This is a genomic window from Citrobacter gillenii, from assembly GCF_013337685.1.
Lineage (GTDB): Bacteria > Pseudomonadota > Gammaproteobacteria > Enterobacterales > Enterobacteriaceae > Citrobacter > Citrobacter gillenii.
In genome coordinates this window covers 321,195-345,454 of record NZ_SUQN01000001.1, presented here as the reverse complement: position 1 = coordinate 345,454, position 24,260 = coordinate 321,195, and the positions used below count along the sequence as shown (strand labels likewise).

At 54.2% G+C, this 24,260-nt stretch carries 18 protein-coding genes; 14 read left to right on the top strand and 4 right to left on the bottom strand.

All coding sequences use genetic code 11. From position 1 onward, the window contains the following. Window positions 1-41: 41 nt before the first annotated feature. From atoS to FCH32_RS01515, 6 genes are all read left to right on the top strand, one after another. The gene (gene atoS, locus FCH32_RS01540; RefSeq protein WP_174360349.1) at window positions 42-1,880 is read left to right on the top strand and encodes a two-component system sensor histidine kinase AtoS; all 1,839 of its coding nucleotides are present in this window, start codon (window positions 42-44) and stop codon (window positions 1,878-1,880) included. Next, complete coding sequence (atoC, locus tag FCH32_RS01535; RefSeq protein ID WP_153879799.1) at window positions 1,877-3,262, top strand: acetoacetate metabolism transcriptional regulator AtoC; 1,386 nt, start codon at window positions 1,877-1,879, stop codon at window positions 3,260-3,262. The genes atoS and atoC overlap by 4 nt, the downstream gene beginning before the upstream one ends. Before the next feature lie 196 nt (window positions 3,263-3,458). Beyond that, window positions 3,459-4,118, top strand: a complete 660-nt coding sequence (atoD, locus tag FCH32_RS01530) for an acetate CoA-transferase subunit alpha (RefSeq protein WP_135911701.1) — start codon at window positions 3,459-3,461, stop codon at window positions 4,116-4,118. 2 nt (window positions 4,119-4,120) lie between these two features. Beyond that, window positions 4,121-4,771 (top strand): 3-oxoacid CoA-transferase subunit B, encoded by a 651-nt coding sequence (locus FCH32_RS01525; protein ID WP_115257936.1) that lies wholly within the window; start codon window positions 4,121-4,123, stop codon window positions 4,769-4,771. Then, entirely contained in the window at window positions 4,768-6,090 is a 1,323-nt protein-coding gene (locus tag FCH32_RS01520) for a TIGR00366 family protein (RefSeq protein ID WP_174360348.1), read from the top strand. The genes FCH32_RS01525 and FCH32_RS01520 overlap by 4 nt, the downstream gene beginning before the upstream one ends. 30 nt (window positions 6,091-6,120) lie before the next feature. Beyond that, window positions 6,121-7,305: an acetyl-CoA C-acetyltransferase gene (locus FCH32_RS01515; protein WP_115257934.1), complete on the top strand. Its 1,185-nt coding sequence runs from the start codon at window positions 6,121-6,123 to the stop codon at window positions 7,303-7,305. A 43-nt stretch (window positions 7,306-7,348) separates the two neighbouring features. Here FCH32_RS01515 and gyrA read toward each other — a convergent pair whose 3' ends face one another. Beyond that, on the bottom strand, window positions 7,349-9,985 hold the full coding sequence (gyrA, locus tag FCH32_RS01510) for a DNA topoisomerase (ATP-hydrolyzing) subunit A (protein ID WP_096756410.1): 2,637 nt from the start codon (window positions 9,983-9,985) through the stop codon (window positions 7,349-7,351). Window positions 9,986-10,143: 158 nt separating this feature from the next. On the opposite strand from gyrA, the gene ubiG reads away from it, so the two are divergent. From ubiG to yfaE, 4 genes are all read left to right on the top strand, one after another. Next, window positions 10,144-10,872: a bifunctional 2-polyprenyl-6-hydroxyphenol methylase/3-demethylubiquinol 3-O-methyltransferase UbiG gene (ubiG, locus tag FCH32_RS01505; protein WP_096756409.1), complete on the top strand. Its 729-nt coding sequence runs from the start codon at window positions 10,144-10,146 to the stop codon at window positions 10,870-10,872. Between the two features lie 369 nt (window positions 10,873-11,241). Next, the gene (gene nrdA / locus FCH32_RS01500; protein ID WP_096756408.1) at window positions 11,242-13,527 is read left to right on the top strand and encodes a class 1a ribonucleoside-diphosphate reductase subunit alpha; all 2,286 of its coding nucleotides are present in this window, start codon (window positions 11,242-11,244) and stop codon (window positions 13,525-13,527) included. Between the two features lie 112 nt (window positions 13,528-13,639). Further along, window positions 13,640-14,770, top strand: coding sequence for a class Ia ribonucleoside-diphosphate reductase subunit beta (gene nrdB / locus FCH32_RS01495; protein WP_174360347.1), 1,131 nt, complete (start codon window positions 13,640-13,642; stop codon window positions 14,768-14,770). Further along, complete coding sequence (gene yfaE / locus FCH32_RS01490) at window positions 14,770-15,024, top strand: ferredoxin-like diferric-tyrosyl radical cofactor maintenance protein YfaE (protein ID WP_096756406.1); 255 nt, start codon at window positions 14,770-14,772, stop codon at window positions 15,022-15,024. The genes nrdB and yfaE overlap by 1 nt, the downstream gene beginning before the upstream one ends. Before the next feature lie 3 nt (window positions 15,025-15,027). Here the strand turns inward: yfaE and FCH32_RS01485 are convergent, their stop codons facing one another. Beyond that, window positions 15,028-16,218, bottom strand: a complete 1,191-nt coding sequence (locus FCH32_RS01485; RefSeq protein ID WP_117343430.1) for an MFS transporter — start codon at window positions 16,216-16,218, stop codon at window positions 15,028-15,030. 217 nt (window positions 16,219-16,435) lie between these two features. On the opposite strand from FCH32_RS01485, the gene FCH32_RS01480 reads away from it, so the two are divergent. After that, window positions 16,436-17,314, top strand: coding sequence for a LysR family transcriptional regulator (locus tag FCH32_RS01480; RefSeq protein ID WP_174360346.1), 879 nt, complete (start codon window positions 16,436-16,438; stop codon window positions 17,312-17,314). Between the two features lie 60 nt (window positions 17,315-17,374). Here the strand turns inward: FCH32_RS01480 and glpQ are convergent, their stop codons facing one another. Both glpQ and glpT read right to left on the bottom strand, forming a co-directional pair. Next, window positions 17,375-18,442: a glycerophosphodiester phosphodiesterase gene (glpQ, locus tag FCH32_RS01475; protein WP_096756403.1), complete on the bottom strand. Its 1,068-nt coding sequence runs from the start codon at window positions 18,440-18,442 to the stop codon at window positions 17,375-17,377. A gap of 3 nt (window positions 18,443-18,445) precedes the next feature. Continuing rightward, a complete protein-coding gene (glpT, locus tag FCH32_RS01470; RefSeq protein WP_115257931.1) occupies window positions 18,446-19,804 on the bottom strand; it encodes a glycerol-3-phosphate transporter in 1,359 nt (452 codons plus the stop codon). Window positions 19,805-20,078: 274 nt separating this feature from the next. Here glpT and glpA point away from each other — a divergent pair, with 274 nt between their 5' ends. The 3 genes from glpA to glpC are packed head-to-tail and all read left to right on the top strand — an operon-like array spanning window position 20,079 to window position 24,143. Then, entirely contained in the window at window positions 20,079-21,707 is a 1,629-nt protein-coding gene (gene glpA / locus FCH32_RS01465) for an anaerobic glycerol-3-phosphate dehydrogenase subunit A (RefSeq protein WP_146716677.1), read from the top strand. After that, on the top strand, window positions 21,697-22,956 hold the full coding sequence (gene glpB, locus FCH32_RS01460) for a glycerol-3-phosphate dehydrogenase subunit GlpB (protein ID WP_174360345.1): 1,260 nt from the start codon (window positions 21,697-21,699) through the stop codon (window positions 22,954-22,956). The genes glpA and glpB overlap by 11 nt, the downstream gene beginning before the upstream one ends. After that, window positions 22,953-24,143 carry an anaerobic glycerol-3-phosphate dehydrogenase subunit GlpC gene (gene glpC, locus FCH32_RS01455; protein ID WP_174360344.1) on the top strand — a complete coding sequence of 397 codons (1,191 nt, stop codon included), beginning with the start codon at window positions 22,953-22,955 and terminating at the stop codon, window positions 24,141-24,143. Before glpB ends, glpC begins: the two co-directional genes overlap by 4 nt. The last annotated feature ends 117 nt before the right edge of the window (window positions 24,144-24,260 follow it).

Sequence of the window (24,260 nt, the reverse complement as noted above, 5' to 3'; positions counted from 1 at the left end):
ATAATCGTCGTTTGACTTAAATACCTTGTACGGATGTCAGAATGCCCGACCTGAAATGGCTGACGCGTCGTTTAACCCCGCGACGTTTACGCAACCAAATGATCATGATGGCCATTCTGATGGTGACAGTACCGACGATATCCATTGGTTATATCGTAGAAACCGAAGGCCGTTCAGCAGTCTTATCTGAAAAAGAGAAAAAACTGTCATCGGTGTTAGCACTGCTAAACGATGCCTTGGGCGATCGTTTTAGCGACTATGCAAATTTGCCGCGTGACGCGCGCATTCGTGCGCTTAATCAGGCGCTGGGCCCCATCACCGAGCGCATCACACAGGCGTTTCCCGGCGTGGGCGCGGGCTACTACCACAAAGCCCTCGATGCCGTGATCACCTACTCCCCTTCTGCGCTTTATCAGGGCAATGTGGGACTCACTATCTCACCTGACCACCCAGGACGTGACGTGATGAGCACCCAGTCGGCCATCGTCGTCTCAGGCCAACAGGTGCGCGGCGACATCCTTAATTCAATGCTACCGATCAAACGTCATGGTGAGGTTATTGGCTATATCTGGGCCAACGAACTGACGGAAGATATTCGCCAGCAAGCGAGAAAAATGGACGTCAGAATCGTCGCCGTGCTGGCGGCAGGACTGCTCATCAGCCTGCTGCTGATCGTGCTGTTCTCCCGCCGTCTCAGCGCCAATATCGACATCATCACCGACGGTCTGTTAACCCTGGGACAAAAGACGCCAACCCGACTGCCAGAATTGCCCGGCGAACTGGGACAAATTAGCCGCAGCGTCAATGCGCTGGCGCAAACGCTGCTGGAAACCAAAACCCTTAACGATCTGATTATTGAAAACGCCGCCGACGGGGTGATTGCTATCGACAGGCAGGGTGATGTCACCACGATGAACCCCGCAGCGGAACAAATTACCGGTTACACGTTGCATGAGTTAGTCGGGCAACCTTATGCCAGGATTTTTTCCAACACCCCATTTTCCAGCCCGGTGCTGGATACGCTGGAACATGGTACCGAACATGTCGCTCAGGAAGTCAGCTTTCCCGGACGCGACCGTGTCATTGAGATAAGCGTCACTTCCAGCCGGATCCATAATGCACACGGCGAACTGATCGGCGCATTGGTTTTCTTCTCCGATTTAACCGCCCGTAAAGAGACCCAGCGGCGACTGGCACAAACTGAGCGGCTTGCCACCCTCGGCGAACTGATGGCCGGAGTGGCTCATGAAGTGAGAAATCCGCTGACGGCAATCCGTGGTTATGTGCAGATTATCCGCCAACAAACGACCTTGCCGGAGCATCAGGAATATTTATCCGTGGTGCTGAACGAGATTGACTCAATCAACAGGGTCATTCAGCAACTGTTGGATTTTTCTCGTCCGCGACGCAGCAAATGGCAGCAGGTACAGCTCAATACGCTGATTGCAGAAACGCTGATCCTGGTTCAAACCGCTGGTATTCAGGCGCGCATTAATTTTACCACGGAGTTACACCCCAACCTGCCGGCGATCGTTGCCGATCGCGAGTTACTTAAGCAGGTGATCCTCAACATTTTAATCAACGCGGTACAAGCCATCAGCGCACGCGGTGACATTAAGATCCGTACCTGGCAATACGCGGCGTCACAACAGGCGGTGACCATCGAGGATAACGGCTGCGGCATCGATATTGCGCTGCAGAAAAAAATATTTGATCCGTTCTTCACCACCAAAGCCTCGGGAACAGGGCTTGGTCTGGCCCTCAGCCAGCGGATTATTAACGCCCATCAGGGCGATATTCGCGTCGCCAGCATGCCGGGCTGCGGTGCAACCTTCACCCTTATTTTACCGACTCATCCGCAGGAAACCCCGTCAGAATGAAAACCACCTACCGTATTCTCATCGTTGATGATGAAGCCAATGTTTGCCGTATGCTGACTACCGCGTTTTCTCTGCAAGGACATGAGACGCACAGCGCCTGCGACGGTGAGGCTGGCCTGGCGCTGTTTAACGAAAAGCAGCCTGACGTAGTGTTGATGGACATTCGCATGCCGGTCATGGACGGTATTGAGGCACTGAAAGTCATGCGTACTCAGCAACCGCGTATCCCCGTCATTTTGATGACTGCTTACGCTGAAGTCGAAACAGCGGTAGAAGCCTTACGCAGCGGCGCATTTGATTACGTGATCAAACCTTTCGATCTGGATGAGCTTAACCTGGTTATCCAGCGCGCGTTGCAGCTACAGGCGATGAAGCAGGAGATCCGCAACCTGCATAAAGCGCTAAGCACCAGCTGGCAATGGGGGCATATCCTGACCAACAGCCCGCTAATGCAGGATATCTGTAAAGATACGGCGAAAATCGCCCTCTCGCAGGCCAGCGTGTTGGTAAGCGGTGAGAGCGGCACCGGAAAAGAGCTGATCGCCCGGGCGATCCATTACAACAGCAGACGCGCCAACGGTCCTTTTATCAAAATCAACTGCGCCGCCCTGCCGGAATCGTTACTGGAAAGCGAGCTGTTCGGTCATGAAAAGGGGGCGTTTACCGGGGCGCAAACGCTACGCCAGGGTTTATTCGAACGCGCCCATCAGGGTACGCTTTTCCTTGATGAAATTGGCGAAATGCCTCCAGGCCTGCAGGCGAAGCTGCTGCGCATTTTGCAGGAAAGAGAATTTGAACGCATCGGCGGGCATCAAACCATTCGCGTCGATATCCGCATTATCGCCGCCACCAACCGTAGCCTGCAAACAATGGTGAAAGCAGGCACTTTCCGCGAAGATCTGTTTTATCGTTTGAATGTCATCCACCTTCAGCTGCCACCGTTACGTGAGCGGCGGGAAGATATCGCCCTGCTGGCCAACCATTTTTTACAAAAATTCAGTTCTGAGAATCAGCGCGATATCATCGATATCGACCCAACAGCAATGTCGATCCTCAGTGCCTGGTCGTGGCCGGGCAATATCCGTGAACTCTCCAATGTGATTGAACGCGCGGTGGTAATGAACACCGGCGCGGTGATTTTTGCCGACGATCTTCCCGACCAGTTCCGTTCACCCGTCAGCGCAATAACCGAAGTAAAACCCACTCAAACGGGGGAACGTAGCCTGAAAGAAGAAATTAAACGCGAGGAAAAACGGATCATCGTGGAGGTTCTTGAACAACAGGACGGAAACCGCACCCGCACGGCGCTGATGCTGGGTATCAGCCGACGCGCCCTGATGTATAAACTTCAAGAATATGACATCGACCCGACAGGGGTTTGAGACAGAAAGTTGCTATGCAGAATTTTGCACACTGCGCAAAACTCTGCATAGCCCCCCCATCACTATCACATAGCCTGAGAACAAATAACCCTACAGATTCAATGAATTAACGATATTCCTTTCTATTTCACCATTCTGGCATCCCGCTTGCAATTCCCTGATGTACCCAAAATGGACCAGGCAACAGGGAAATAGAATGAAAACAAAACTTCTTACCTTACAAGACGCTACACATTTCTTTCGCGACGGCATGACCATCATGGTCGGGGGCTTTATGGGCGTAGGTACCCCACCCCGTTTGGTTGAAGCTTTACTTGAGTCCGGCGTCAGAGACCTGACACTTATCGCTAACGATACCGCCTTTGTCGATACCGGGATCGGGCCGCTGATCGTCAATGGCCGTGTGAGCAAAGTGATTGCTTCGCACATTGGCACCAATCCTGAAACCGGTCGACGCATGATTGCCGGTGAAATGGAGGTTCAACTGGTGCCGCAAGGTACCCTGATAGAGCAAATCCGCTGCGGCGGCGCGGGGCTTGGCGGCTTTCTGACGCCTACCGGCGTCGGCACCATTGTCGAAGACGGCAAGCAGACCCTGACGCTTGATGGCAAAACCTGGCTGCTTGAACGCCCGTTGCGTGCAGATCTGGCGCTGATTCGTGCGCACCGCGCAGACATGCTTGGCAACCTCACCTATCAACTCAGCGCGCGCAATTTCAACCCACTGATCGCCCTTGCCGCCGACCTCACGCTGGTGGAGCCGGATGAAATGGTCGAAATAGGTGAGCTTCTCCCTGACCAGATAATCACCCCCGGCGCCGTTATCGACCACATCATTTCCCCTCTGGAGGCCTGATTATGGATGCTAAACAACGTATTGCGCGCCGCGTGGCGCAAGAACTTCGCGACGGCGACGTGGTGAACTTAGGTATCGGTCTGCCGACGATGGTCGCCAACTACCTGCCAGCCGATATTCACATTACCTTGCAGTCCGAGAACGGTTTTCTCGGGTTGGGTCCGGTCACCACAGCCCATCCCGATCTGGTCAACGCCGGTGGGCAACCGTGTGGTATTTTGCCCGGTGCCGCAATGTTTGATAGCGCCATGTCATTCGCGTTAATTCGCGGCGGCCATGTTGATGCCTGTGTCCTCGGTGGGTTGCAGGTTGATGAACAGGCTAACCTCGCCAACTGGGTGGTTCCCGGTAAGATGGTGCCCGGCATGGGCGGCGCAATGGATCTGGTCACCGGCGCGCGTAAAGTCATTATCGCCATGGAACATTGTGCGAAAGATGGCGCGGCTAAAATTCTCCGCCATTGCACCATGCCACTGACGGCCCAGCACGCGGTACATATGCTGGTCACCGAACTCGCCGTTTTCCGCTTCATTGACGGTAAAATGTGGCTGACAGAAATCGCGGAAGGCTGCGATATCACCGCCCTGCGTGAGAAAACCGACGCACAATTTGCTGTCGCCACCGACCTGGTCATCCTGCGAGGTGACGTATGATTGGCCGTATGTCACGCTTTATGACGCGTTTCGTCAGCCGCTGGCTGCCCGACCCGCTGATCTTCGCCATGCTGCTGACGCTGATAACGTTCGCCATTGCGCTGTGGTTGACGCCGCAAACACCGATCAGCATGGTCAAGTTTTGGGGAGACGGCTTCTGGAATCTGCTGGCATTTGGTATGCAGATGGCGCTGATCATCGTCACCGGCCACGCGCTGGCCAGCTCCGGTCCGGTTAAAAGTCTGCTGCGCACCGCCGCTTCAGCCGCTAAAACCCCCACACAGGGCGTTATGCTGGTGACATTCTTTGCCGCGGTCGCTAGCGTCATCAACTGGGGCTTTGGTCTGGTGGTGGGAGCGATGTTTGCTCGTGAAGTCGCCCGTCGGGTACCCGGCTCTGACTACCCGCTGCTGATTGCCTGCGCCTACATCGGCTTTCTGACCTGGGGTGGCGGCTTCTCCGGCTCAATGCCGTTGCTGGCAGCAACGCCGGGCAACCCGGTCGAGCACGTTGCCGGGTTAATTCCGGTCAGCGACACCCTGTTTACCGATTTCAATATTTTCATCACTCTGGCGCTCATTGTGGTCATGCCGTTCATCACACGCATGATGACGCCGAAACCGTCTGATGTGGTAAGCATCGATCCAAAATTATTGCTGGAAGAAGATGATTTCCAGAAGAAACTCCCGCCAGACGCACCGCCGTCCGAGCGTCTGGAAGAGAGCCGTATTCTGACGCTAATCATTGGCGGACTGGGGATTGCTTACCTGGCACTGTATTTCGCCGACAAGGGTTTCAACCTCACCATCAACACCGTCAACCTGATGTTTATGATTGCCGGTCTGCTGCTGCACAAAACGCCAATGGCCTATATGCGTGCCGTCAGCGCCGCCGCCCGCAGCACCGCGGGGATCCTGGTACAGTTCCCCTTCTACGCCGGGATCCAACTAATGATGGAGCATTCCGGTCTCGGCGGGCTGATTACCGAATTCTTCATCGACGTCGCCAACAAAGACACCTTCCCATTAATGACTTTCTTCAGTTCCGCGCTGATTAACTTTGCCGTGCCATCAGGTGGCGGACACTGGGTTATTCAGGGACCGTTCGTGTTGCCTGCCGCGCAGGCGCTCGGTGCCGACCTGGGTAAATCGGTGATGGCCATCGCCTACGGCGAGCAGTGGATGAACATGGCGCAACCGTTCTGGGCATTACCTGCGCTGGCTATCGCCGGGCTGGGCGTGCGCGACATTATGGGCTACTGCATCACCGCCCTGCTTTTCTCCGGCATCATTTTCGTCATTGGATTGACCTTGTTCTGACGGCAACCACTTATTTAAGGGAACAGAAAAATGAAAAATTGTGTCATCGTCAGTGCGGCGCGTACCGCAATTGGTAACTTTAATGGTTCACTGGCCACCACCGGCGCCGTCGAACTCGGAGCAACCGTGATTAAAGCCGCGCTAGAGCGCGCCCGCCTTGACCCACTCCGGGTTGACGAGGTGATCATGGGCAACGTGCTGCAGTCTGGTTTAGGACAGAACCCTGCACGCCAGGCGCTGTTAAAAAGCGGTCTCGCCGACACCGTATGCGGTTTTACCCTCAACAAAGTGTGCGGCTCGGGCCTCAAAAGCGTGGCGCTTGCCGCTCAGGCAATCCAGGCCGGACAAGCTCAGGCAATTGTCGCCGGTGGCATGGAAAACATGAGCCAGGCACCGTACCTGTTAGACGCCAAAGCCCGCTGGGGATATCGCCTCGGGGACGGACAGTTGTCAGATGTAATCCTGCGCGACGGTCTGATCTGCGCCGAGCATGGCTACCATATGGGGATCACCGCTGAAAACGTTGCCAAGGAGTATGGCATTAGTCGGGAGATGCAGGATGAACTGGCGCTGATGTCGCAGCGTAAAGCGGTATCGGCAATAGAGTCAGGCGCATTTGAGGCAGAGATCGTCCCGGTGAGTGTGGTATCGCGGAAAAAAGCGATCATGTTTGATCGTGATGAATTCCCCAAAGCCGACTCTACGGCGGAAGGCCTTGCCGCATTACGTCCGGCCTTCGACAAAGCGGGTACCGTCACGGCCGGTAACGCTTCGGGGATCAACGACGGTGCCGCCGCGCTGGTAATCATGGAAGAAGCGGCGGCGCTGGCTGCTGGGCTGAAGCCGCTGGCGCGGATCAAAGCCTATGCCGGCGGCGGCGTCGCACCCGCCATCATGGGCATGGGGCCGGTTCCGGCGACGCAAAAAGTGCTGCAACTGAGCGGGCTTCAATTGTCTGATATCGACCTGATTGAAGCCAATGAGGCGTTTGCCGCACAGTTTCTGGCAGTAGGGAAAACGCTGGGATTTGATGCACAAAAGGTGAATGTCAACGGCGGAGCAATCGCGCTTGGGCACCCTATCGGCGCCAGCGGGGCGCGTATTCTGGTCACGTTGCTTCACGCGCTACAAGCGCGGGATAAAACTCTCGGACTGGCTACGCTGTGCATCGGCGGCGGTCAGGGGATTGCAATGATTGTGGAAAGGATGAACTAAAAAAAAGGGCCGGATTTCTCCGGCCCTTCTCATTACGACTTAATTACTCTTCTGCGTCATCCGCCGCATCGTCATCGCTTTCTGCTTCAGGCGCGATATCATCGTCCCCTTCCGCAGCACTTCCGTCGATAGAATCCAGTTCTTCGTCATCAACCGGTTCAGCTACACGTTGCAGACCCACCACGTTTTCATCATCCGCCGTGCGGATGAGGATAACGCCCTGGGTGTTACGCCCAACCACGCTGATTTCCGACACGCGAGTACGCACCAACGTACCAGCATCGGTGATCATCATGATCTGGTCGCTATCGGTCACCTGCACCGCGCCAACAACGGAACCGTTGCGTTCGGTGACTTTGATGGAGATAACGCCCTGCGTCGCACGCGACTTGGTCGGATACTCTTCTGCCGCAGTACGCTTACCATAACCGTTTTGCGTCACGGTCAGGATAGCGCCTTCGCCACGTGGAATAATTAGAGAAACGACTTTGTCTTCGCCCGCCAGTTTGATACCACGTACGCCGGTCGCAGTACGACCCATCGCACGAACGGCGTCTTCTTTGAAGCGCACCACTTTACCCGCGGCAGAGAACAGCATCGCTTCGTCAGACCCCGAGGTCAGATCCACGCCAATCAGCTCGTCGCCTTCATTCAGGTTAACCGCAATAATACCGGCTGAACGTGGACGGCTGAACTCGGTCAGCGCCGTTTTCTTCACGGTACCGCTAGCGGTTGCCATAAAGACGTTCACGCCCTCTTCGTACTCGCGTACCGGCAGAATCGCGGTGATACGTTCGTTGGCTTCCAGCGGCAGCAGGTTGACGATTGGACGTCCACGCGCACCACGGCTCGCTTCCGGCAGCTGATAGACCTTCATCCAGTACAGACGACCACGGCTGGAGAAGCACAGGATCGTGTCGTGGGTGTTGGCCACCAGCAGGCGGTCGATGAAGTCTTCTTCTTTAATTCGTGCTGCTGATTTACCCTTACCGCCACGACGCTGTGCTTCGTAATCGGTTAACGGCTGATATTTAACGTAACCCTGGTGAGACAAGGTCACGACAACATCTTCCTGGGTGATCAGATCTTCGATATTGATGTCAGCGCTGTTGGCGGTGATTTCAGTGCGACGCTCATCACCGAACTGCTCGCGAACCAGCTCCATCTCTTCACGGATCACTTCCATCAGGCGATCGGCGCTGCCCAAAATGTGCAGCAATTCAGCGATCTGCTCCAGCAGCTCTTTGTATTCGTCGAGCAGTTTTTCATGCTCAAGGCCGGTCAGTTTCTGCAAGCGCAGATCCAAAATCGCCTGGGCTTGCTGTTCAGTCAGGTAGTACTGACCGTCACGCACGCCAAACTCAGGTTCCAGCCATTCAGGACGGGCAGCGTTATCACCGGCACGTTCCAGCATCGCCGATACGTTACCCAGCTCCCACGAACGGGCAACCAGTCCGGCTTTCGCTTCAGCCGGGGTCGGCGCACGACGGATCAGTTCAATGATCGGATCGATGTTGGCCAGTGCAATCGCTAACGCTTCAAGGATGTGGGCACGATCGCGGGCTTTACGCAGTTCAAAAATAGTACGGCGAGTAACCACTTCACGACGGTGACGCACAAACGCAGCGATAATATCTTTCAGGTTCATGATCTTCGGCTGACCATGGTGCAGCGCAACCATGTTAATACCGAAGGAAACCTGCAGCTGGGTCTGGGAGTAAAGGTTGTTGAGAACCACTTCCCCGACCGCGTCACGTTTGACTTCAATCACGATGCGCATACCGTCTTTATCAGACTCGTCACGCAGCGCGCTGATGCCTTCAACGCGTTTGTCTTTTACCAACTCGGCAATTTTCTCAATCAGGCGGGCTTTGTTCACCTGATACGGAATTTCGTGCACGATGATGGTTTCACGACCGGTTTTCGCGTCAGCTTCAACTTCCGCGCGGGCGCGAATGTACACTTTACCGCGACCAGTACGATAGGCTTCTTCAATACCACGACGACCGTTGATGATCGCGGCGGTCGGGAAGTCCGGGCCTGGGATGTGTTCCATCAGCCCTTCAATGCTGATGTCTTCATCGTCAATGTAGGCCAGACAGCCGTTAATCACTTCTGTCAGGTTGTGCGGCGGAATGTTGGTCGCCATACCTACCGCGATACCGGACGAACCGTTCACCAGCAGGTTAGGAATTTTGGTCGGCATGACGTCCGGAATGCGTTCGGTGCCGTCATAGTTATCGACGAAATCAACCGTTTCTTTTTCCAGGTCAGCCATCAGCTCGTGGGCGATTTTCGACATACGGATTTCCGTATAACGCATCGCTGCGGCGGAGTCGCCATCGACAGAACCAAAGTTACCCTGACCATCCACCAGCATGTAACGCAGGGAGAATGGCTGCGCCATACGAACAATGGTGTCGTAAACGGCGGTATCACCATGAGGGTGGTATTTACCGATTACGTCACCAACGACACGGGCAGATTTTTTATAGGCTTTATTCCAGTCGTTGCCCAATACGTTCATGGCGTAAAGTACGCGACGGTGAACCGGCTTCAGGCCATCTCGGACGTCCGGCAGCGCACGGCCAACAATGACCGACATCGCATAATCCAGATACGAGCTCTTCAGCTCTTCCTCAATGTTGACCGGTGTAATTTCTCTCGCAAGGTCGCTCATCTAACCGCTATCCCTCTACTGTATCCCGGATTCAAAGGTCGCAAATTATAACACATCCGTGCAGATTCAGGTAAATGGATTCCCCCTGAGAGAGGCTTTATTCATCCTGCCAGGCTGATATACTCGTTTGTATTGCTAATTAAGGAGTAGAAGCCCCAATGAATGCCGAAAAAGCCCCGGTGACTCAGAACGTTGACCATGAAGAAATTGCCAAATTTGAAGCAGTCGCGTCGCGCTGGTGGGATCTTGAAGGTGAATTTAAGCCTCTGCACCGCATTAACCCGCTGCGTCTGGGTTATATCACCGAGCGCTCAGGCGGGCTGTTTGGTAAAAAAGTGCTCGACGTCGGCTGCGGAGGCGGCATTCTGGCTGAAAGCATGGCGCGCGAAGGCGCAACAGTCACCGGCCTGGATATGGGTTTTGAACCGCTGCAGGTGGCAAAACTGCATGCGCTGGAAAGTGGCATTCAGGTGGAATACGTACAAGAAACTGTAGAACAACACGCCGAAAAACATGCACACCAGTATGACGTAGTGACCTGCATGGAAATGCTGGAACACGTACCGGATCCGCAGTCGGTGGTCAGAGCCTGCGCGCAGTTGGTGAAACCAGGCGGCGAGGTGTTTTTCTCCACGCTCAATCGCAACGGCAAGTCGTGGCTGATGGCTGTGGTTGGCGCGGAGTACATTCTGCGCATGGTGCCCAAAGGCACGCATGATGTGAAAAAATTTATTAAGCCTGCGGAATTGTTACAGTGGGTTGATCAGACAGTGTTAAAAGAGCGCCACATGACCGGCCTGCACTACAACCCTATCACCAACACCTTTAAGCTGGGTCCAGGCGTGGACGTGAACTATATGGTGCACACCACCGCGAAAGCCGAGTAACTTATCTGCACGCCTGATGACGTTTCGCTTATCAGGCGTACAAACTCTGTGCCAGATCATATAACGTAATCGCTCTTCGATGAAGAAATCAGCACTCGATCAAATTTTCTATTTTTTTTCTCAATTATTGACATCCTCGCCAGGCCTTATAAGACGCGCACTTAGCGATTATTACCCTTTTGCAACCTCAATTTAACGCCAAAATCAACTCTTGTACTGAAAAGAATCCCTACTAGAATACTCACCATATAGCGTCTATCTTATCAAACAACCCCTACATATAGTATTTATCCACAGACTTAGTCACAACATGGCACTGTGGATAATACGGGGGATATTTTTTTCTTTCACGGACAGGTAAAAAACCACATGAATCAGAGTCTGCTGGTGACAAAGCGTGATGGTAGTACAGAGCGCATCAATCTCGACAAAATCCACCGAGTTCTGGATTGGGCGGCAGAAGGACTGAATAACGTATCGATTTCTCAGGTCGAGCTTCGCTCTCACATTCAGTTTTATGACGGCATCAAGACTTCCGATATTCACGAAACGATTATCAAAGCCGCCGCCGATCTGATCTCCCGTGATGCACCGGATTATCAATATCTGGCCGCTCGTCTGGCGATTTTCCACCTGCGCAAGAAAGCCTACGGTGAGTTCGAACCGCCAAAACTGTATGACCATGTTGTTAAAATGGTTGAGATGGGCAAATACGACAATCATCTGCTGGAAGACTACACGGAAGAAGAGTTCAAGCAGATGGACTCGTTCATCGAACATGACCGCGATATGACCTTCTCCTATGCTGCCGTGAAGCAGTTAGAAGGCAAATATCTGGTACAAAACCGCGTCACCGGTGAAATTTACGAAAGCGCTCAGTTCCTCTATATTCTGGTAGCAGCTTGCCTGTTCTCGAACTACCCGCGTGAAACCCGTCTGGAATACGTTAAGCGTTTCTACGACGCCGTTTCGACGTTTAAAATTTCGCTGCCAACGCCAATCATGTCTGGCGTGCGTACCCCAACCCGTCAGTTCAGCTCTTGCGTGCTGATCGAGTGCGGCGACAGCCTGGACTCCATTAACGCGACCTCCAGCGCCATCGTGAAATACGTTTCCCAGCGCGCTGGTATCGGCATCAACGCTGGACGCATTCGTGCGCTGGGTAGCCCGATTCGCGGCGGTGAAGCGTTCCACACCGGCTGTATCCCGTTCTATAAACACTTCCAGACTGCGGTGAAATCCTGCTCTCAGGGCGGCGTACGCGGCGGTGCGGCCACGCTGTTCTACCCGATGTGGCATCTGGAAGTTGAAAGCCTGCTGGTACTGAAAAACAACCGTGGCGTCGAGGGCAACCGCGTACGTCACATGGACTACGGCGTACAGATCAACAAGTTGATGTACACTCGCCTGCTGAAAGGCGGCGACATCACCCTGTTCAGCCCGTCTGACGTTCCGGGCCTGTACGACGCGTTCTTCGCCGATCAGGACGAATTCGAGCGCCTGTACACCCAATACGAAAACGATGACAGCATTCGTAAACAACGCGTAAAAGCGGTTGAGCTGTTCTCGCTGATGATGCAGGAACGCGCCTCTACCGGTCGTATCTACATTCAGAACGTTGACCACTGCAACACCCACAGCCCGTTTGATCCTGCTATCGCACCAGTGCGCCAGTCCAACCTGTGCCTGGAAATCGCGCTGCCGACCAAACCGCTGACCGACGTTAACGACGAAAACGGTGAAATTGCCCTGTGTACGCTCTCTGCCTTTAACCTCGGCGCTATCAACAGCCTCGACGAACTGGAAGAGCTGGCCGTGCTGGCGGTACGTGCACTGGATGCGCTGCTGGATTATCAGGATTATCCGATCCCGGCAGCTAAACGCGGTGCCATGGGTCGCCGTACGCTGGGTATTGGCGTGATCAACTACGCTTACTGGCTGGCGAAGAACGGTAAACGTTACTCTGACGGCAGCGCCAATAACCTGACCCACAAAACCTTTGAAGCCATTCAGTATTACCTGCTGAAAGCCTCGAATGAGCTGGCTAAAGAGCAAGGCGCGTGCCCGTGGTTTAACGAAACCACCTATGCCAAAGGTATTCTGCCGATCGATACCTACAAGAAAGATCTGGATGCCATCGTCAACGAACCGCTGCACCACGACTGGGAAGCGTTGCGTGAATCGATCAAGACTCACGGTCTGCGTAACTCCACACTCTCTGCTCTGATGCCGTCTGAGACCTCTTCGCAGATCTCCAACGCCACCAACGGCATTGAGCCACCGCGCGGTCACGTGAGTATCAAAGCCTCGAAAGATGGCATCCTGCGTCAGGTTGTGCCGGATTACGAACACCTGAAAAATGCCTATGAACTGCTGTGGGAAATGCCCAATAACGACGGCTACCTGCAACTGGTTGGCGTGATGCAGAAGTTTATCGATCAATCGATTTCAGCCAATACCAACTACGATCCGTCCCGCTTCCCGTCAGGGAAAGTGCCGATGCAGCAATTGCTGAAAGACCTGCTCACCGCCTACAAATTTGGTGTCAAAACGCTGTATTATCAGAACACCCGCGACGGTGCTGAAGATACTCAGGACGATATGGTGCCGTCTATCCAGGACGATGGCTGCGAAAGCGGCGCATGTAAGATCTGATGAATAATGCCGGGTGGCGCTACGCTTACCCGGCCTACGATTGCACGGTTTGTAGGCCGGATAAGGTGCTTGCACCGCCATCCGGCGCTCATCCCACAAAGGATTCACATCAATGGCATACACCACTTTTTCACAGACGAAAAATGACCAGCTTCTGGAACCGATGTTCTTCGGCCAGCCGGTGAACGTCGCGCGCTATGATCAGCAAAAATATGACATCTTCGAAAAACTGATCGAAAAGCAGCTCTCGTTCTTCTGGCGTCCGGAAGAGGTCGATGTTTCTCGTGACCGCATTGACTTTCAGGCGCTGCCAGAACATGAAAAACACATTTTTATCAGCAACCTGAAGTACCAGACCTTACTGGACTCCATTCAGGGGCGCAGCCCGAACGTGGCGTTGTTGCCGCTGATCTCGATCCCTGAGCTGGAAACCTGGGTGGAAACGTGGGCCTTCTCCGAAACCATTCACTCACGCTCTTACACCCATATCATCCGTAACATTGTTAACGATCCGGCGGTGGTGTTTGACGATATCGTCACCAATGAGCAGATTCAGAAGCGTGCGGAAGGCATCTCCAGCTACTACGACGAGTTAATCGAGATGACCAGCTACTGGCATCTGCTCGGCGTTGGTACGCACACGGTCAATGGTAAGACGGTTGTCGTGAACCTGCGCGAGCTGAAGAAGAAACTGTATCTGTGCCTGATGAGCGTTAACGCACTGGAAGCGATCCGCTTCTACGTCAGCTTCGCCTGCTCTTTTGCTTTTGCCGAGCGCGAACTGATGGAAGGCAACGCGAAAATCATTCGCCTGATCGCCCGTGACGAAGCCCTGCACCTGACCGGGACCCAGCATATGCTGAACCTGTTGCGCAGCGGCGTAGACGATCCGGAAATGGCAGAGATTGCCGAAGAGTGTAAACAGGATTGCTACGACCTGTTCGTACAGGCCGCTGTGCAGGAAAAAGAGTGGGCTGATTACCTGTTCCGCGACGGTTCAATGATCGGTCTGAACAAAGATATTCTGTGCCAGTACGTCGAGTACATCACTAACATTCGTATGCAGGCCGTAGGGCTTGACCTGCCGTTCCAGACGCGTTCGAACCCCATTCCGTGGATCAACACCTGGCTGGTGTCCGATAACGTGCAGGTTGCACCGCAGGAAGTGGAAGTCAGCTCTTATCTGGTCGGGCAAATCGATGCCGAAGTCGATACCGACGATCTGAGTAATTTCCAGCTCTGATGGGCCGTATTACCCTGCGCATCTCTGGCACGCAGCTGCTGTGCCAGGATGAACATCCTTCCCTGCTGGCCGCGCTTGAATCGCACAATGTTGAGGTCGAGTATCAATGTCGTGAAGGCTACTGCGGCTCCTGCCGTACCCGCCTGGTAGCGGGTCAGGTTGACTGGATTGCAGAGCCTTTGGCCTTTATTCAGCCGGGTGAGATACTGCCCTGCTGTTGCCGGGCAAAGGGTGATATTGAGATTGAGATGTAACGCCTAGTGAACTTCATGCGCGGAGACCAGCACCACGTCTCCGCGTTTTTTCATCTGCATGATGTACAGCGCTCCGGCAAGAACCACCAGCACGGCACCGACCAGATAAATCGCCCGATACCCCACGCCTTCTACCATCATCCCCATAATAAATGCCCCAATCGCCATTCCCGCATCCATTGCGTTGAAAAAAAGCGAATTGGCGATGCCAATTTTATGCGGCTCTACCGCGCTAATAATTTGCGTCTGGAACACCGGTGTCACCGAGCCGTAGCCAATGCCAATCAGCCCTCCGGCAATAATCATCATGATGCTGCCGTGGGTATATCCGAGCACCACAAGCCCTACGGTAAAGGCGACCAGGCACGGGTAAACCACGTATTTCGGTCCTTTTTTATCACAAATATTGCCGGTAAACGTTCGGCAGATCATCAGGCAGACAGCGTAGCAAAGCAGGAAGTTACTGGCGGCGGCCATCAGATCCAGCTCGCGTGCATACAGCGCCAGGAAGGCAGATACCCCGGCGTAGGAAAAGGTCATGAAGAAGGTCACCATGGCAAAAGGCAAGGCGGCACGGTCAAACATGGCGGCAAACCCCAGCTTAGGCTGCGAGCCATCGGCATGACGAATCACCGGCGGCACGGCAACAATCAATGACAGCACAATGCCCACTGCCGCTACCGCTGTACAAAGCCAGAACGCGGAAGTAAAGGCCTCCCAGCGCGCCATGTTCAGACCCACCCATGGCCCAACGACCATCGCCAGTCCCATAGCTAAAGAGAAAAAGCTGATGCCCTCCCCACGTCGGGAGGCCGGTATCAACCGCGCGGAAATCGTCCCTTTTACCGTAGTAATAACGCCAAACGTGACACCATGAAGCACCCGAATAAACAGCAGTGATTCAATTGAATGGCAGACAGGATACAGCGCAGTGACCACCAAAAAGGCCAGAGAAGAGAGCACCAGAATCGTTTTATTCGAATATTTTCCCACCCATTGTCCGGCAAACGGACGTACCACAATGGCGGCCCCCAAAAAGAAGGTGACTAATAAACCCGCCTTATCAGGGGTCGCATGGAGACGCTCCAGGATATAAATCGGCAACAGCGTCAGCAGGACATAAAAAACAAAAAAGATAATAAAGCTGATAATCGTGATGGCCCAAAAATCTTTCGTCCACAATTTTTCTTTCATACTCGGCAACCTGTCCCGACGGCGCACGCAGGCAACGCTCAGAGCGACTGAACAACGGACAGGTGCGTCAAAATGTGATTTATCCCCGTCATAGTTCACATTGCTTGTGTGTCGGCTACGCAAATTATTTTGGGTATTTAAGGTAGAAAGTCAGTATAAACAGGCTTATTTTATTAGAGAAATTAATCATTTTAATGGTATTAATTAGGGATAACTAATGACACTAACCCAGATCCACGCCCTGCTGGCCGTGCTTGAGTACGGTGGTTTTACCGAAGCCAGCAAGCGGCTATACACCACCCAGTCCGCCGTCAGTCAGGCTATTTCGGCGCTGGAAGAAGAGTTAGGGGTTAATATTTTGATCCGCGAGCGGCGCAAAGATATTCAACTTACCCCGGTAGGTATCCGGCTGCTCCCGCATTTACGGACCATCATTGGACAAACGAATGCCGTAAAAGAGATCGCCGAACAGGAGAAACAAAACCCCGCCCGAACCTTGCACATCGGCTGTTTTCCCAGCGCCTGCGCCTGCATTTTGCCCGGTATCATCCGCTACTTTGAACAGCATCACCCCAACATCAAAATCATTCCCTATGAAGAGAACAGCAGTGCCATTATTGATTCGCTGCAGAGTGGAGGCATTGATGCGGGTTTTGTGCATTTTCCGGTCAGTGGCATGTACTGCGTGCCGGTTTATCGGGACAAATTCACCGTTGTTGTCCCCGAGGCTCACCCGCTGGCGGCCAAAGCCACAATCTCAGTAGAAGAACTGGTGGGAGAACCGCTGATTATCAGTAAAGGGCGCTATGAATTAAGCATCATGACGTTATTTAAAGAACAAGGTATTGAGCCAATCATTAAGTACGAGTTCAACCACCCGGATACGGCAATCAGTTTTATTCGTCAGGGGCTGGGGATCGCATTGTTACCGGAGCTCACATTAAAGGCGGTTGGCGTGCAAATACGTTCGGTGGCGCTGGAGCCAACGTTTTATCGGCAAATATCATTATTGGCAAAAGAGCCGCCGGTAGACGGCAGCCCTTTATATTTACTGCAGGCATGTATGGAAACACTGACCGCAGACGGTCTGATCTAACCGTCGGGAATGCGCCGGTGAAAAGGCCTGCAATATCATGCTATCGCAGGCCTGATACCGTTACTGCTTATGCAGGAACATTACCGCTTTGTCGGGGAAGTCGGTAAACAACCCGTCAACGCCCGCCTTGTTATACAGGATGTCATACAGCTGATTCACATCCGTCGCGTAGTCCGGCAATTGATCGGCCCGCACGGTATAAGGATGCACCGTCATCTTGTTCTGATGCGCATCCTTCACCATCCCGGTCAACACGATGTTGCCTTTCTTCGACTTCTCATCGACCAGCATGTGATAGTCCGGGCCAATGCCATCCGCGTACTCAGCAACCTGCTTCATCGCGCCCGGTTTAAACATCCAGTCATAGTTGTAATTCACCCAACTGCCGTCCGGTTTTTTCTCCTGGGTTTCATTCCAGTCGGTATAGGCAATCAGCTGCACCAGGTTGAGGTCCATCCCCATTTTAGGTTCCAGCTCATTCTTGATGCGCTTGAGTTCCGCCACATCAAAACTTTGCAGATAGACCTTATCCTGTTTGTCGCTGTAGCCGTACTTTTTCAGCACTTCCAGCGTCTTCGCAGCAATGTCCTTCCCTTCCTGGTGATGGAACCACGGCGCTTTAATTTCCGGATAGATACCGATGTTCTTACCGGTGGAATGATTTAATCCCTGAACAAACTCGATCTCTTCTTCGAACGTATGCACACGGAAATCAGATTTACCCATCGGGAAGCGCCCTGGGTAGGTCTGCACCTGTTTGCCATTTTCGATATCGAAACCTTCGGTAAATTTCAGCGATTTGATCTCATCCAGCGTAAAGTCGATGGCGTAGTAGCGACCATCTTTACGGGCGCGATCCGGGAAACGCTCGGCGACATCGGTGACCCGGTCAAGATAGTGGTCATGCAGAACGACCAGATGGTCGTCCTTGGTCATCACCAGATCCTGCTCGAGATAGTCCGCGCCCTGCGCATAGGCCATCGCTTTTGCCGGCAGCGTATGTTCCGGTAAATAGCCGCTGGCCCCACGGTGAGCAATCACAATCTTGTCTGCGGCGATGGCTGCGCTGCTGACCACCATACCGGTCAGCATTAACGCGACGCTAAGACTTTTCAATGTGGTTTTCATCTATTATCCCCCGTTACGCTTCAGTTCCATCTCTGCGTGATGGCGCTTTTCACCAATCATGACGACCACCAGCAGAATAACCGCCAGCACGCTGCCGCCAATCATCACCATAAAGCCACCGTCCCAGCCGAAGAAGTCAACGGTGTAACCGACAATGGCGCTCGCTGCCACAGAGCCGCCCAGGTAACCAAACAGCCCGGTAAAGCCAGCCGCCGTACCCGCCGCTTTTTTCGGTGCCAGTTCCAGCGCGTGCAGACCAATCAGCATGACCGGACCGTAGATCAGGAAGCCGATGATAATCATACATGCCATATCAACGTTCGGATTGCCCGCCGGGTTCATCCAGTAAACGATCGTTGCAATGGTCACCAGCGTCATGAAGAACACGCCGGTTGCGCCACGGTTGCCACGGAAGACTTTATCCGACATCCAGCCACACAGCAGGGTGCCCGGGATACCCGCATACTCATACAGGAAGTAGGCCCAGGATGATTTATCCAGCGCGAAATGCTTCACTTCTTTCAGGTAGGTCGGCGACCAGTCGAGGATGCCGTAACGCAGTAAATAGACAAACACGTTGGCGATCGCGATGTACCACAGCAGTTTGTTTGGCAGCACGTACTGCATGAAGATCTGCTTCGCAGTCAGCTCTTCTTCGGCTTTTTCGCTGTAATCATCCGGATAGTCGTTCTTATACTCTTCAATCGGCGGCAAGCCACAAGACTGCGGCGTATCGCGCATCAGGGCAAAAGCAATCAGGGCGACAACAATCGCACCGAATGCCGGCATGTACAATGCCGCTTTCCAGTCGTTAAACCAGGCCATACCCAGCAGGAACAGCAGCGGAGGCAGACCACCACCGACGTTATGCGCGCAGTTCCACACGGACACAATACCGCCACGCTCTTTCTGCGACCACCAGTGCACCATGGTACGACCGCACGGCGGCCACCCCATCCCCTGGAACCAGCCACACAGGAACAGCAGCACAAACATCACCGCGATACTGGACGTCGCCCACGGCACAAAGCCCATGAACAACATCACCGCCGCCGCCAGAATCAGACCGGCAGGCAGGAAAACGCGCGGATTCGAGCGGTCCGAAATGGACCCCATGATAAATTTCGAAAAACCATAGGCAATGGAAATACCGGATAACGCAAAACCCAGATCGCCACGGGAGAAACCCTGCTCAACCAGATACGGCATAGCCAGGGCAAAGTTCTTACGTACCAGATAGTACGCCGCATAACCAAAAAATATCCCCAAGAAAATCTGCCAGCGCAATCGACGATAGGTGGGATCGATTTCCGCTGCAGGTAAGCGCGCCGTATGTGACGCGGGTTTAAAAATGCTCAACATAGTATGTAGCCTCCGTGGCCGTCTTTTGTTCGAAGGAAACACTGTAAGTACGTCATCACGACGCAACCTCCCCCAGTGTGGCCGCGATGTTAAGGAAAGATTCAGCACAAAAATGTGAAACACAGCACAGATTGTTACAGATTTATGACAAATGTTCATAAAGGCGCACGAAATCACGTTTCATTTTCGAATAATGAGCGATTATGCGCGAAATCAAACAATCCATGTTTTTTATGTGGCTAAATGATAAAAAAACGAACTGTGAGGAAAAACAATGAAAACTCGCGACTCGCAAACAAGTGACGTGATTATCATTGGTGGGGGAGCAACAGGTGCCGGGATCGCACGCGACTGTGCTCTGCGCGGATTGCACGTCATCTTAGTAGAACGCCACGATATCGCTACCGGCGCAACGGGACGTAACCACGGCCTGCTGCACAGCGGTGCGCGCTATGCCGTCACTGACGCAGAATCTGCGCGTGAATGTATTAGCGAAAACCAAATTCTGAAACGTATCGCCCGCCACTGCGTAGAGCCTACGGACGGTCTGTTTATCACACTGCCGGAAGATGAACTCTCCTTCCAGGCCACCTTTATTCGTGCCTGCGAAGATGCGGGCATTCGTGCAGAAGCGATCGACCCTCAACAAGCGCGCATTATCGAGCCCGCGGTGAACCCGCAGTTGATTGGCGCAGTCAAAGTGCCAGACGGTACCGTGGATCCTTTCCGTTTAACCGCTGCCAACATGCTGGATGCCAGAGAGCATGGCGCGGTCATTCTGACGGCCCATGAAGTGACCGGGCTGATTCGTGAAGGTGCAACCGTCTGCGGCGTGAACGTTCGCAATCATCTCACCGGCGAGATGCAGTCCCTGCATGCGCCGGTGGTGGTGAACGCTGCCGGGATCTGGGGCCAGCGGATCGCGGAATATGCCGATCTGAGCATCCGCATGTTCCCGGCAAAAGGCTCGTTGTTGATCATGGATCATCGCATTAACCAGCATGTCATCAACCGCTGCCGTAAACCGTCGGATGCCGACATTCTGGTGCCTGGCGACACCATCTCGCTGATCGGCACCACCTCGCAACATATTGATTACGATGATATCGACAGCAACCGCGTCACCGCTGAAGAGGTGGATATTCTGCTGCGTGAAGGGGAGAAGCTGGCGCCGATTATGGCGAAAACGCGCATTTTACGCGCCTACTCCGGCGTGCGTCCGCTGGTGGCCAGCGACAATGATCCAAGCGGTCGTAACGTCAGCCGCGGCATTGTGTTGTTCGATCATGCTGAACGCGACGGTCTGGATGGCTTTATCACCATTACCGGCGGCAAACTGATGACCTACCGCCTGATGGCTGAATGGGCCACCGACGCTGTTTGCCGCAAGCTGGGCAACACTCGCCCTTGCACCACGGCGGACGTCGCGCTGCCAGGTTCGCAGGAATCAACCGAGCACACGCTTAAGCGCGTGATCTCGTTGCCCGCACCGCTACGCGGCTCGGCAGTCTACCGTCACGGCGATCGCACCCCGGTCTGGCTGAGCGAAGGTCGTCAGCATCGCAGCCTGGTCTGCGAGTGCGAGGCGGTCACCGCAGGCGAAGTCCAATACGCCGTGGAAAATTTAACCGTCAACAGCCTGCTGGACTTGCGCCGCCGTACTCGCGTCGGGATGGGGACATGCCAGGGCGAACTGTGCGCTTGCCGCGCCGCAGGGTTACTGCAACGTTTTAATGTTACCACCGCCGCGCAGTCCATCACCCAGCTCTCCGAGTTTCTCAACGAACGCTGGAAAGGCGTGCAGCCGATTGCCTGGGGAGACGCACTGCGCGAAAGCGAGTTCACGCGCTGGGTGTATCAGGGATTATGCGGTCTGGAAAAGGAGCACCAGGATGAAATTTGATACCGTCATTATCGGCGGCGGTCTCGCCGGACTGCTGTGCGGTCTGCAACTGCAAAAAAGCGGGTTACGCTGCGCGATTGTTACCCGTGGCCAAAGCGCCCTGCATTTTTCCTCCGGCTCGCTGGATTTACTCAGCACGCTGCCGGATGGACAGCCGGTGAGCGATATCGAGGCAGGCCTGAACGCACTGCGCACTCAGGCCCCCTTGCACCCTTATAGCCTGATCGGTACGCAAAACGTCCTGTCACTGGCGCAGCAGGCGCAAACCCTGTTGAAAGAATCCGGTGCCCAGTTGCAGGGCGAGGTGCATCAGGTACATCAGCGCGTAACGCCGCTGGGGACCTTGCGCTCAACCTGGCTCAGTTCGCCGGAAGTACCGGTCTGGCCGCTGTCTGCTCAGCGTATCTGCGTGGTGGGCATCAGCGGGTTACTGGATTTTCAGGCACACCTCGCGGCGGCCTCACTGAGCCAGCGTAACCTCAGCGTCGACACCGCAGAAATCGAGCTGCCGGAACTGGATGTTCTGCGCGACAACCCCACCGAGTTTCGCGCGGTTAACATCGCACGCCTGCTGGATAACGAAGATAAATGGCCACTGCTCTGTGACGCGTTGCTGCCAATAGCAAAAACCTGCGACATGATTATTATGCCAGCCTGCTTCGGTCTCGCCGATTCCCGGCTCTGGCAGTGGCTCAACGAGCGTCTGCCCTGCTCGCTGATGCTGTTACCCACTTTACCGCCTTCTGTTCTCGGCATGCGCCTGCACAATCAATTACAGCGTCAGTTTGTACGCCAGGGCGGCGTGTGGATGCCCGGTGACGAGGTGAAAAAAGTCACCTGTCAGGACGGTGTGGTGAGTGAAGTGTGGACCCGCAATCATGCTGATATTCCATTGCGTCCACGCTTTGCCGTGCTCGCCAGCGGCAGTTTCTTCAGCAGCGGACTGGTGGCAACACGCGAGGCTGTCCACGAGCCGATCCTCGGCCTGGATGTCCAGCAAACAGAGACCCGTGCGCAGTGGTATCAGCGCGACGTCTTCGACCCGCAGCCGTGGCAACAATTTGGTGTGAATACTGATGACACCCTGCGCCCAACGCTTGCGGGAAAAACGGTAGAGAACCTGTTTGCCATCGGGTCGGTGCTTGGCGGTTTTGACCCTATCGCCCAAGGTTGCGGAGGCGGCGTGAGCGCAGTCAGCGCCTTGCATGCCGCATATCATATTGCGAAACGAGCAGGAGGCCAGCAATGAGCGACACACGTTTTGAAAGTTGTATCAAATGCACTGTGTGCACCACTGCCTGCCCGGTCAGCCGCGTCAATCCGAGCTACCCAGGACCCAAACAGGCCGGGCCGGACGGGGAACGTCTGCGTCTAAAAGACGGTGCGTTATACGATGATGCGCTGAAATACTGTATCAACTGCAAACGCTGCGAAGTCGCCTGCCCGTCAGATGTTAAAATTGGCGATATCATCCAGCGCGCGCGCGCCAAATATGACACCACGCGTCCGTCGCTGCGCAACTTTGTCTTAAGCCATACCGATTTGATGGGCAGCGTCTCCACACCGTTCGCGCCGATCGTCAATACCGCCACCTCGCTGAAGCCCGTGCGTCAGCTGCTCGATTACGCGTTAAAAATCGATCATCGCCGGACGCTGCCAAAATACTCCTTTGGTACCTTCCGCCGCTGGTACCGCAGCGTTGCCGCACAGCAGGCGCAGTATCAGGATCAGGTCGCCTTTTTTCACGGCTGCTTTGTGAACTATAACCATCCGCAGCTTGGCAAAGACCTGATTAAAGTGCTGAATGCGATGGGGACCGGCGTACAGTTGCTGAGTAAAGAGAAGTGCTGCGGCGTGCCGCTGATCGCCAACGGTTTTACCGATAAGGCACGTAAGCAGGCGGTCAGCAACGTGGCGTCACTCAGAGAAGCCATTGACGGGAAAGGTATTCCGGTGCTTGCCACCTCATCAACCTGTACCTTTGCGCTTCGCGATGAATATCCCGAAGTGCTGGATGTCGACAACACGGGTCTGCGTGAACATATTGAGCTGGCCACCCGTTGGCTGTGGCGCAAACTGGACGGCGGGCAAACGCTGCTGCTAAAAACACTGCCACTGAAGGTGGTCTACCACACCCCCTGCCATATGGAGAAAATGGGCTGGACGCTCTACACGCTGGAGCTGCTGCGTCAAATTCCTGGTCTGGAACTGACGGTGCTGGATTCCCAGTGCTGCGGCATCGCCGGGACCTACGGCTTTAAAAAGGAAAACTACCCCACTTCGCAATCCATTGGCGCCCCGCTGTTCCGCCAGATCGAAGAAAGCGGAGCCGATATCGTCGTCACCGACTGCGAAACCTGCAAATGGCAGATTGAGATGTCCACCAGCAAGCGCTGTGAGCATCCAATAACCCTGCTGGCACAGGCGTTAGGCTAACTAACCAAGCCTACATCCCAATTGTAGGCCGATAAGCGAAATGCCATCTGGCAAAACATCTGCCGGATGGCAGCGTAAAACGCCTTATCCGGCCTACAAAATCTTCGCCATCAGGCA